Source organism: Variovorax sp. 01T439_2 (genome assembly GCF_056398445.1).
The window spans coordinates 1-10,364 of record NZ_JBFTPJ010000341.1; the positions used below are offsets into that span (position 1 = coordinate 1).

The 10,364-nt window shown below is 67.8% G+C and carries 9 protein-coding genes and 1 pseudogene; 3 read left to right on the plus strand and 7 right to left on the minus strand.

All coding sequences use genetic code 11. The features are described 5' to 3' along the window. Window positions 1-104 precede the first annotated feature (104 nt). Window positions 105-1,031 (minus strand): LysR family transcriptional regulator, encoded by a 927-nt coding sequence (locus tag AC1DOC_RS17005; protein WP_015865649.1) that lies wholly within the window; start codon window positions 1,029-1,031, stop codon window positions 105-107. Window positions 1,032-1,167: 136 nt separating this feature from the next. Between AC1DOC_RS17005 and AC1DOC_RS17010 the strand changes: the two genes are divergently transcribed. After that, window positions 1,168-1,575, plus strand: coding sequence for a RidA family protein (locus AC1DOC_RS17010; protein WP_015865650.1), 408 nt, complete (start codon window positions 1,168-1,170; stop codon window positions 1,573-1,575). Here the strand turns inward: AC1DOC_RS17010 and AC1DOC_RS17015 are convergent. Then, the gene (locus AC1DOC_RS17015) at window positions 1,532-2,302 is read right to left on the minus strand and encodes an FCD domain-containing protein (protein ID WP_015865651.1); all 771 of its coding nucleotides are present in this window, start codon (window positions 2,300-2,302) and stop codon (window positions 1,532-1,534) included. The two genes, AC1DOC_RS17010 and AC1DOC_RS17015, sit on opposite strands and share 44 nt — an antisense overlap. A gap of 93 nt (window positions 2,303-2,395) precedes the next feature. Between AC1DOC_RS17015 and AC1DOC_RS17020 the strand changes: the two genes are divergently transcribed. Continuing rightward, entirely contained in the window at window positions 2,396-3,082 is a 687-nt protein-coding gene (locus AC1DOC_RS17020) for an RraA family protein (protein ID WP_015865652.1), read from the plus strand. Window positions 3,083-3,116: 34 nt separating this feature from the next. On the opposite strand, the gene AC1DOC_RS17025 is transcribed toward AC1DOC_RS17020, so the two are convergent. From AC1DOC_RS17025 to AC1DOC_RS17045, 5 genes and pseudogenes are all read right to left on the minus strand, one after another. Then, entirely contained in the window at window positions 3,117-3,803 is a 687-nt protein-coding gene (locus tag AC1DOC_RS17025) for a GntR family transcriptional regulator (RefSeq protein ID WP_015865653.1), read from the minus strand. Between the two features lie 74 nt (window positions 3,804-3,877). Next, window positions 3,878-5,246, minus strand: a pseudogene (locus AC1DOC_RS17030) (amidohydrolase family protein). Window positions 5,247-5,259: 13 nt separating this feature from the next. Beyond that, window positions 5,260-5,985, minus strand: coding sequence for an amino acid ABC transporter permease (locus AC1DOC_RS17035; RefSeq protein ID WP_015865655.1), 726 nt, complete (start codon window positions 5,983-5,985; stop codon window positions 5,260-5,262). Window positions 5,986-6,030: 45 nt separating this feature from the next. Then, complete coding sequence (locus tag AC1DOC_RS17040; protein WP_015865656.1) at window positions 6,031-6,861, minus strand: ABC transporter substrate-binding protein; 831 nt, start codon at window positions 6,859-6,861, stop codon at window positions 6,031-6,033. Between the two features lie 52 nt (window positions 6,862-6,913). Further along, entirely contained in the window at window positions 6,914-7,810 is an 897-nt protein-coding gene (locus tag AC1DOC_RS17045; protein ID WP_015865657.1) for a dihydrodipicolinate synthase family protein, read from the minus strand. A 100-nt stretch (window positions 7,811-7,910) separates the two neighbouring features. On the opposite strand from AC1DOC_RS17045, the gene AC1DOC_RS17050 reads away from it, so the two are divergent. Then, a partial coding sequence (locus AC1DOC_RS17050) for an FAD-dependent oxidoreductase (RefSeq protein ID WP_478130135.1) occupies window positions 7,911-10,364 on the plus strand: 2,454 nt, incomplete at its 3' end.

A 10,364-nucleotide genomic window follows, 5' to 3' on the forward strand; every position in this document is an offset into this window, starting at 1 on the left:
CATGCCGCCATACCGGGAGGCCGTGGCTGCGGCGGTCGGGCGCGAAGTGCATGACATCGAGACGATGATCCTGGAGGCCTGGCGCGAACGCTCGCCGGAGTGATTCAGGCATCCCCAAGCGCAGCAATCGGCGCATGCAGCGCCATCAGCTCGTCGATCCATTCGATGAACACGCGCAGCTTCGCGCTGGCATGCCGGTTCGGCGGGAACATCACGTACATCGGCATCGCGCCGAAGTGCCAGCCCTCGAACAGCGGCACCAGCTCGCCCTGGGCCACGTGGGGCGCGGCCATGTAGTGCGGCAGCCAGAGAACGCCCATGCCCGCCACGCCGGCCGCGAGGTAGGCATTGCCGTCGTCGACCGCGACCACATGGCGGCCCTGCAGTTCGATGTGCTCGGCGCCACGCTGCATGCGCAGCGCCGCGACCTTGCCGCTGCGCGTGCTCAGGTAGCCCACGATGCGGTGGTGGGTGCCCTCGAGCTCGTTCGGGTGCGCGGGTGTGCCGGCACGTTCCAGGTAGCACGGCGCCGCAAAGACACCGAGCCGCAGCTCGCCCACGCGGCGCGCCGTCAGCGATGAATCGGTGAGCTCGCCGCCGCGCAGCACGCAATCGACGTTGTCGCCGATCAGGTCGACCATGCGGTCGCTCACGCCGAGTTCGAGCTGGATCTCGGGATGGCGCGCATGGAACGCCGGCAGCGCAGGCACCAGGATCATGCGGGCGAACGGGGTGGGCACGTCCACGCGCAGGCGCCCCCTCGGCGAGGCCGAGGCGCCCAGCAGGCTGGCGTCCGCGTCCTCCAGGTCGGCGAGCAGCCGCACCACGCGGTCGTAGTAGGCCGCGCCCTCGGCCGTGACCCTGACCTGGCGCGTCGTGCGGTTGAAGAGCCTCACGCGCAGCCGCGCCTCCAGTTGCTGGACCAGCTGCGTCACGGTGGTCTTGCTCATGTGGAGCGTCTGCGCCGCCTTGGTGAAGCTGCCCGCCTCCACCACGCGGGCGAAGGCCTGCAACGCATCGAATCGGTCCATCTCTGTGCCTCGGTCGATTGTTTGGGCTGAGCAAACAGTCATTGTGCGTCCTGCCTGTTTATCTGGCGGCCGCGCGCTTCTAGAGTCCATCGATCGCAACCTCCCTTTCCAAGAAAGAAAGAAAGAAAGCCGAACCATGTCCGCACGCAACGTTGTTTTTCCCGCCGGCCGCCAGGCGCTCTATGCGCGCAACCGGTATTCGCCAGCCATCCGCTCCAACGGCTTTCTGTTCGTGTCGGGGCAGGTCGGCAGCCGGCCCGATGGCTCGCCGGAGCCCGACCTGGAGGCGCAGGTCCGGCTCGCGTTCGACAACCTCAACGCGATCCTCTCGGCCGCGGGCTGCAGCTTCGACGACGTGGTCGACGTAACGGTCTTCATCGTCGACCCTGAATCGAAGTTCGAAACCATCTGGAAGGTGGTTGGGGAATATTGGGGCGAGGCGCCGCACCCGACGCTGACGGGCATCGGCGTGACCTGGCTCTATGGCTTCCAGTTCGAGATCAAGGTGATCGCGAAGCTTCCGGACGAGCGCGCGGGCGGCTGACGGCCGGTCTGCCCTGGACCGGGAGCACCCTCAGCGCGCTCTCCATGTGCGAGAGCATGCATCGGCTCGCACCCTCTGCATCCCGGTTGCCGATCCGCTCGACGAGTTCGACGTGGGCATCCTGCACCTGTTGCAGGCTTGCTTTCGTCTTGCGCCGTTCCATGCCCTGGCGCGACTGCGCTTCCAGCGAGGCCCGGATCGATCCGATGATCTGGAACAGCAGCAGGTTTCCGCTCGCCCGCGAGATTTCCAGGTGCAGTTCCATATCGAGCGACGCGTACACCGCGGGGCGGCGAAGCTGCGCCTGCATCCGGATCACCAAATCAGACATCCGGGCCAGTTGCTCCGGCGTGCGGCGAAGCGCTGCCAATGCTGCAGCGCGGCCCTCGAGGCTTGCCCGCACGTCCATCAAGTCCTCCGTGGAATTGTCCAGGACCTGCACGGCGCGCGAAAAGTAGACGGCCAGCGCAGCCGCGTCCAGCTCGCGGCGAATCGTCGGGCTCTTGCCGTTCGAAATGTCGATCACACCCAAGCCCTTGAGGGTTCTCAGCGCCTCGCGCACGACGGTTCGGCTCACGCCGAGCAACTCACCCAGGCGCGCTTCCGAAGGCAGCGATGCTCCCGGGCCGAGCTTCGCGTCCTGTATGCGCTGCAGAAGGCTCTGAACGGCCTGCTCTGCAAGGGAAGTTCTCTCCAGTCGGCCCAGGACGAAGGGGTGTGCGGTCATGCGTCGGTCTCCTTACCTATCATACAGGTGGACAGGTTGTGCACGCGTGCCGCCATGGGTCCAATCCGCATTTCTTTCAGGAGGCAAGAAGCAATGTGGAAAGACGATGACGGACTGTTCGCCCTGATGCGCGCGCGCCTGTTCCCTGCGGTGGTCGGCGACATCCTCGACACCCTGGGTTTCATGCACCAGTTCCTGCCCCCGGCCATCAAGCCGGTCGAACGCTCCTTGGTCGTGGCGGGCCGCGCCATGCCCGTGCTGGAGACCCACTGCTTTGCGCGCTCCGAACCCGAGGGAAAGTCGCCGCTGAGCCGGCAGGCTTTCGGTCTGCTTTTCGAGGCGCTGGACGATCTCGCGCCGAACGAGGTCTACGTGGCAACGGGGTCGGCCCCCGAGTTCGCGCTGTGGGGAGGTCTGATGACCACGCGCGCCCTGCATCTGAAAGCAGCCGGCGCGGTTCTCGACGGGTATTCCCGCGATACGGCGGAGGTGCTCGAACTCGGCCTCCCGGTGTTTTCGCTTGGCGGCTATGCCCAGGACCAGGGCCCGCGAGGCAAGGTCGTCGACTATCGCGTGCCGGTGGAGATCCGGGGAATTCGAGTTCGCCCCGGCGACATCGTCTTCGGCGACCAGGACGGCGTGCTGATCATTCCGCGCGAGGCGGAGAAAGAGGCGATCAGCCTCGCGCTGGAGAAGGCCGACACGGAAAGCAGCGTGAGAAAAGCCATCAAGAACGGCATGAGCACGGTCGAGGCGTTCAAGACCTTCGGGGTGATGTGAGGAGGGCGGCCGCACATCGGCCGCGCCGGCGCCATCAACCGACGATCGCGCGCTTGACGTCCTCCTGAAGGCTGCGCAAATGCGCGCACATGGCGTTGCGTGCCAGCGCCGGATCGCGCGCACGCAGCGCATGGATGATCTCGCCGTGCTCGTCGTGGTTTTCGCGCTGGCGATGCAGCGGGCTGTGCAGCCGGAACAGACGCGCGTTCACGCGCAGCTCCTCGACCAGCCTCGGCAGCACGACGTTGCCGCTGGCCGCCGCAATGAGCAAGTGGAACCGGTCATCGAAATGCCAGTGCTCGGTCTCGTCATGCTCACCGGCGTCCAGCGACTTCAGGTCGGCCTCGAGCGCATCGATCTGCGCGTCGCTGATCTTGTCGATGGCGAGCACGATGGCTTCGCCCTCGATGATCTCGCGGGCTCGCATGCAGTCGAAGTATTCCTTGGTGCCCAGCGCGCGCACCGCATAGGAACGCGCATCGCGGCGCACCAGAAGCCCTTCGCCGGCGAGGCGCACCAGCGCCTCGCGCATCGGCGTGCGCGAGATCCGGAGTTCTTCCGCCAGGCGGCCTTCCTGCAGGGGACTGCCGGCCGAGATCTGGCGATCCAGGATCAAGGTGCGCAGGCGCGCATAGGCCTGTTCGGCCAGGCTGGCAGAGCGCACCTCGAGCGGTGCGATGGTGATGGTGGCGGGTTGGGCCGGACTGGGAAGACTGGGCATGCGACGACAAAAAAAGGTTTCCACAGGCGGTGTCGAAAAAGCTTAGCAGGCCGACCGCCGGGGGACGAATGGTCTCACAGCCATTTGTCCAGCGGACTGCCGGCGTTCGGCGTGCGCGGACGCAGGCAGGGCTGGAACTGCCCCGAGCCGGGTTCGGCCGAAAAGACGCCGTCCTGCCACACCACCCGCCCGCGCGAGACCGTGACTGCGGGCCAGGCCCGCAGCCGCATGCCTTCGTAGGGCGTGTAGTCGGCTGCGTGATGAAGCATGTCGTTGGCGATGACCTTCTCGCTTCCCGCTTCGAAGACATCCCAGACGACGAAATCGGCATCGCCTCCCACGGCGATCGTTCCCTTCTTCGGATACAGGCCATACATGCGCGCCGGGTTGGTGGCCGTGAGCTCGACGAAGCGGTGCACGTCGATGCGCCCGGCCAGCACGCCCTCGCTCATCAGCAGCGGCATGCGCGTCTCGACGCCGGGAATGCCGTTCGGAATGCGATCGAAGGAAGCGTCGTCGCCGGCCACGCGCTTGCCGTCGGGGCCGTCGATGTTGAACGCCGCATGGTCCGATGAGAAGACCGTGAAGAGGCCGCTCGCCAGGGCGTTCCAGATGAACTGCTGGTTGGCCTTGTCGCGCGGCGGCGGGCTGCAGATGCAGCGCGCACCGTGCATGGGATCGTCGGGATCGATGCCCAGGTCTTCCGCGCTCAGGAACAGGTACTGCGGGCAGGTTTCTGCAAAGATCGGCAGCCCGCGCCCGCGCGCCCAATGGATCTGCTCGACGGCCTCGCGGCCCGAGACATGCACGATGAGGACCGGCGTGTCGATCAGTTCCGCCAGCGCGATCGCGCGGTGCGTGGCTTCGCGCTCCACGGCCATCGGCCGCGAACTCGCGTGGTAGCGCGGTGCGGTGAGGCCCGCGTCCAGCAGCTGCTCGGTGAGCCAGGCGATGCAGTCGCTGTTCTCCGCGTGGATCATCGTCATTGCGCCCTGCCGGCGCGCCACCGCAAGCACCTCGATGATCTGGCGATCGTCCAGCTTCAGGTCCTCGTAGGTCATGTAGATCTTGAACGAGGTGTAGCCCCTTGCCGTCGGCACGGCGGTGGTAATCGTCGACCGCGTCCTGGATGCTGCCGCCCTTTTGCTGCGCGGCAAAAGGCAGCACGGTGGTGGTGCCGCCGCAGGCCGCCGAGCGCGTTCCGGTGAAGAAGTCATCGGAGAAACGCGAGCCGTCCCCGGTGGGCTGGTCGAAGTGGCAATGGCCGTCGACACCGCCGGGCGTGACGAGCCGGCCGGCCGCATCGATCTCGCGCGCAGCACTGCCGTCGAGCTGCCGGGCGATGGCGCTGATGCGTCCGTCGCGAACGCCGATGTCGGCGCGGTAGCGGTCGCCCACGGTGGCGATGTCGGCGTTGCGAAGGATCAGGTCGTAGGGCTGCATGACGGGCTCCTGGCTAGCGTTGCTCGAGCACGACGTCGGCCGTGGCTGCCGCCACGGGCTCGCTCGCATTGCCGTAGGCGCGGCCATAGTGGCGCTCGATGCGGCGCTGGATGACGTCCCACACCGTCGTCATGAGCAGGTAGTAGATCGCGGCCACGATGAACAGCTCCAGCACCATGAACTTCTCCTGGATCAGCACCTGGGTGCGGCGCAGCAGCTCTTCCATCGAGATCACCGAAGTGATGGACGTGGTCTTGAGCAGGCCGTTGATGCTGTTGCCCAGCGTCGGGATGATCAGCCGCATCGCCTGCGGCATCACGATGTAGCGCATGCTCTGTGCGCTGCTGAAGCCGACGGCGCGCGCCGCGTTCGTCTGGCCGGCCGGCACCGACTGGATGCCGCCGCGCACCACTTCGGCGAGGTAGGCCGCCTCGTTGAGGATCAGGCCGAGCAGCGCCGACTCGACCACCGACAGCTTGAGGCCCAGCTGCGGCAGCCCGGTGTAGATGATGATCAGCTGGACCAGCAGCGGCGTGCCGCGGAACACCCAGATGTAGAAGTGCGCCGGCGCGGCGAGCCAGTCATGGCGCGACAGCCTGGCCAGGGCCAGGGCACATCCCACGACCAATCCGCCTGCAATGGCCGCCAGCGTCAGCCACAGGGTGGTGAACGCACCGCTCAGGATGTAGGGGTTGAACAGATAGCCGAAGAAGCCCGACCAGTTCCAGCCTTGTCCCATGGAAGTTCCTTGGTTGCCGAAGTCAATGGTGCGCAGCGAGGGCGCTCAGCTCGCCGGTCCCTTGACGACCACGGCGCCGTCGGTCGCCTTGACGCCGTACTGGTCGAGCAGCTTGTTGAAGGAGCCGTCGGCCTTCATGTCGTTGAGCACCTTGGCCACCGCAAGGGACAGTTCCTTGTTCTTCGCGGCCAGCGCGACCGGCGTCGGGAACAGGCCTTGCAGCACGCGGTCGAAGTCGCCGCGCTTCTGGTACTCGGCACCGGTGGAGTCGATCGACAGGGCCACCTCGACCTGGCCGGCGCGCAGCGCCTGGAACGCCATCGCGAAGTTCTCGAAGGTGCGGATGGTCATGCCCTTCAGGCCCTTGTCGGTCAGCTGCTTGTCGAGCTCGCGCGCCTTGCGCTCCTCGAAGCCGCCGATCTCCACGCCGATGCTCTTGCCCGACAGGTCCTCGGGCTTGCCGATCTTCAGCGGATTGCCCTTGGCGGTGCTGATGCTGATGGCCTGGTCTTCGTAGGGCAGCATCTGCATGAGCCTGGCGCGCTCGTCGGTGTAGAAGATGCCGGTGTTGATGACGTCCCAGCGGCCGGCCTGCAGGCCCGGGATCATGGCCAAGAACTCGATGCGCACGTACTCGGGCGTGAGGCACAGCCGCTTGGCAATGGCCTCGCCCAGTTCGACCCGCATGCCCTTGAGCGCACCGGTCTGGTCCACGAACTGCATCGGCGGCAGGGTCGGGTTGATCGACATCGTCAGCGTGCCCTTCTTCACCAGCGCGGCATCAGGCACGGGCGACTTGCAGGCCTGGGCGTTCGCGCCCCCGATCCCGAGAATGAAAAGAGCAGCGACCGAAGCGAGAGCGGGGAGCAGTTTCATGGTGATTTCCTGGTGGAGGTTGGACGAGGCGGCGTGGTGGCAAAAAGGGAGCTCAAGGCGCGATGGAGTCCAGCAGGCCGAGCCGATCGAGCGCGCGCCGCAGGTCGGCGGCATCGGCCTCAGGCAGGGGCAGGCGCGGCGCGCGCGGCTTGCCCACGGGCAGGCCCATCATCGAGAGGCCGTCCTTCGACGCAGCCACGTAGCGGTGGCCGCCGACCCAGCGCACGATCGGCAGCATCTGCTTGTAGAGCGCCAGCGCGGCGGGCATGTCGTGCTCGTCGGCCACCAGCTCGAACAGGCGGGCCGACATCTTCGGAATCAGGTTGGAGCACACCGCCACCCAGCCCTGGGCGCCGAGCCAGAACGACTCGTAGCCGAGGATGCCCGCGAACACCGTCATGCGGTCGCCGCACAGTTCGATGATGTCGCGCACCCGCGTGACCTCGAGCGTCGACTCCTTGATGTACCTGCAGTTGTCGATGCGCGAGAGGCGCGCCACCAGCTCGGGCTTGAGGTCCACATTGGCCGTGGCCGGGTTGTTGTAGACCATGATCGGCACGTTGATCGCCTCGCCCACCTTGCGGTAGTGCTCGAACAGTTCGTCGTCGGTGGGCGAGCTGTAGAACGGCGGAATGATCATCACGCCGTCGGCGCCCATGCCCTCGGCTTCGCGGCTCAGCCGCACGCACTCGTCGGTCCACTCCGCGCCGGTGCCGATCAGAACAGGCACGCGTTTTGCGGTCGTCTGCACACAGGTCTCGATCACCAGCTGCCGCTCCTCGGGCGTCAACGAGAGGAACTCCCCGGTGCTGCCCAGCGGAATCAGCCCGTGGATGCCCTCTTCGATCTGCCAGTCGACCAGCTTCTTGAGCGCAGGCACGTCCACGTGCTTTCCGTCGGCGGTCATGGGGGTGATCAGCACCGTATAGGTGCCTCGAAACGCTGTCATGGGTCGGTCCTCGGTGAAAAATCGGATGACTGAATGATCGTGTACGATTAGTATACGTATACATTCAGTATATCCAAGCAGTTTTTCATCGCACCTGCTCATGAGCGCCCGACTGACCCACAGCTCCATTGCCGCCAGTGGCCGGACGATCCGCTTCTGGTACGACGGCCAGGCCATCGACGGCCTCGAGGGCGAGACCGTGGCAGCTGCACTGGCGGCCAGCCACATCCGCCAGATGCGGCACACGCGCGGTGGCGGGCGCCGGGGCCTTTATTGCGGCATGGGGGCGTGCTTCGACTGCCTGGTGACGATCGACGGCGTGGCCAGCCAGCGCGCCTGCCTGGCCAAAGTGGCGGAGGGCCAGCAGATCCGCTCGGCCATGCCGGCGGGCACGCCGGCCGACCCCCTGCAGCCGCTCACGCCAGCCGCCGATGCGGCGCCGGCCGCACAAAACATCGACGTGCTGGTGGTGGGCGCCGGGCCGGCCGGCCTGTCGGCGGCACTGGCCGCGCGGCAAGCCGGCGCCAGCGTGCTGGTGCTCGACGAGCGGCTGCAGTCCGGCGGCCAGTTCTACAAGCCGCTGGCCCCCTCGCACCACGCGCCCCGCCCCGTCGATCGCCAATTCGCGGAGGGCCTCGCGCTCGAGCGCGACGTGCGCGCGGCCGGCGTGGCCATCGCCCAGGGCGCGCAGGTCTGGGCCGCGTTCTCGGCGCATGAAGTCAGCGCGCTGATCGCCGGGCGCGCCACCCACATCCGGTGCCGGCAACTGGTGGTCGCACCAGGTGCCTACGAGCGACCCGTTCCCATTCCGGGATGGACGCTGCCCGGCGTGATGACCACCGGCGCCGCGCAGACGCTGGCGCGGGCCTACCGCGTCGCGCCGGGCCGGCGCGTGGTGATCGCGGGCAACGGTCCGCTCAACCTGCAACTTGCCGCGGAACTGCTGGCCGGCGGTGCGCACGTGGTCGCGGTGCTCGAATCGGCGGCCCGCCCCTCGGTGCGCGACTGGCGCCACCTGCTGACCACTGCCCGCACCGCCCCCGACCTGGTGCGCCAGGGCTGGGGCTACCTGCGGCAGCTGCGCGCACACAAGGTGCCTGTGCTGTGGCGCCACGCGGTGGCAGCGGCCGAAGGCGACGGCGAATTGCAGGCGGTGCATGTGGTTGAACTGGACGCACAGGGCCAGCGCACGGCAGCGCCGATGCGGCGCTTCGAGGCCGACACGCTGTGCCTGGGCTACGGCTTCATCCCTTCGACCGAACTCGCACGCATGCTGGGCTGCGAGCATCGCGTGGTCGACCGGCACCTCGGCTATCTCGCGACCGTGACAGCCGGCGACGGCGCCACCAGCCTGGAAGATGTCTTCGTGGTCGGCGACGGCGCGGACCTCGGCGGTTCGCGCGTCGCGCTGGCACGCGGCACGCTGGCCGGGCGCTCCGCGGCGCGCAAGCTCGGACTGCCGGCAAAGCCAACGGCCGTGCCCGACCGGACGGCGGCCCAGCTCCAGCGTGCCGAGTGCTTCCAGCAGGCCCTCTGGTCGCTGTACAAGGCGCCGCCCGTGGCACTGGCTGCCGTCAGCGACGACACGCTGCTGTGCCGCTGCGAAGAAATCAGCTTCGGCTCCGCGCGCGAACAGATCCGCGCGGGCCGCGACACGCTGGCAGCGCTCAAGCGCAACACGCGGCTGGGCATGGGCCGCTGCCAAGGGCGCTACTGCGCGGTCACGGCCGCCAAGCTGGTGAGCGAGATGACGGGGCGGCCGCTGGAGGTCGAGCAGTACTTCGCGCCGCGCCCGCCGGCCAAGCCCGTGCCGGCCGGCGCGCTGGGCTTCGAGAAGCCCGAATGGGGCGGCCACAAGCCGGCCATCACGCCGAATCTCGCGCGCCCGGTCGAACACGCGCCCTTCGAAACCCTGCGCACCGACGTGCTGGTCATCGGCGCCGGCGTGCTCGGCTCCTGTCTCGGCCACTATCTGTCGAAGGCGGGCCAGGACGTGACGGTGGTCGACCGCGACGATATCAACCTCCAGGCCTCGGGCGCCAATGCCGGCAGCCTGCACGTGCAGCTGCTGTCCTTCGATTTCGGCGCCAAGGCGCAGGAAGGCGGCGGTCCGGCCGCGGCCACGCTGCCGCTGGGCCCGGTGTCGGTGCGGCTGTGGCAGGAGATCGAGGCCGAGAGCGGCGAAGACCTGGAGATCAAGATCACTGGCGGACTGATGGTGGCCGACACCGAGGCCGGCCTGCGCTTCATCGAGGCCAAGGCCGCGCTGGAGCGCAGCCACGGCATCGAGGCGCAGGTGATCGACGCGGCCACGCTGCGCCGCCTGTCGCCCGCGCTGTCGCCGCAGCTGCTGGGGGCCGAACTCTGTCCCATGGAGGGCAAGATCAACCCGCTGCGCGCGACCTATGCCGTGGCTTCTCTCGCGCAGCAGCAGGGCGCGCGCTTCCTGCGAGGCTGCGATGTACGCCGGATCGAACGCCGTCCGGGCGACGGCGGCGGCTTCGTCGTCCACACCTCGCGCGGCGTCATCCACGCGGGCCGCCTGGTGAACGCC

Excerpts from the sequence above, each read along its gene's own strand:
- AC1DOC_RS17045 (WP_015865657.1), bottom strand. The coding sequence starts at position 7,810 with ATGACAGCGTTTCGAGGCACCTATACGGTGCTGATCACCCCCATGACC.
- AC1DOC_RS17015 (WP_015865651.1), bottom strand. The coding sequence starts at position 2,302 with ATGACCGCACACCCCTTCGTCCTGGGCCGACTGGAGAGAACTTCCCTT.
- AC1DOC_RS17020 (WP_015865652.1), top strand. The coding sequence starts at position 2,396 with ATGTGGAAAGACGATGACGGACTGTTCGCCCTGATGCGCGCGCGCCTG.
- AC1DOC_RS17040 (WP_015865656.1), bottom strand. The coding sequence starts at position 6,861 with ATGAAACTGCTCCCCGCTCTCGCTTCGGTCGCTGCTCTTTTCATTCTC.
- AC1DOC_RS17010 (WP_015865650.1), top strand. The coding sequence starts at position 1,168 with ATGTCCGCACGCAACGTTGTTTTTCCCGCCGGCCGCCAGGCGCTCTAT.
- AC1DOC_RS17005 (WP_015865649.1), bottom strand. The coding sequence starts at position 1,031 with ATGGACCGATTCGATGCGTTGCAGGCCTTCGCCCGCGTGGTGGAGGCG.
- AC1DOC_RS17025 (WP_015865653.1), bottom strand. The coding sequence starts at position 3,803 with ATGCCCAGTCTTCCCAGTCCGGCCCAACCCGCCACCATCACCATCGCA.
- AC1DOC_RS17035 (WP_015865655.1), bottom strand. The coding sequence starts at position 5,985 with ATGGGACAAGGCTGGAACTGGTCGGGCTTCTTCGGCTATCTGTTCAAC.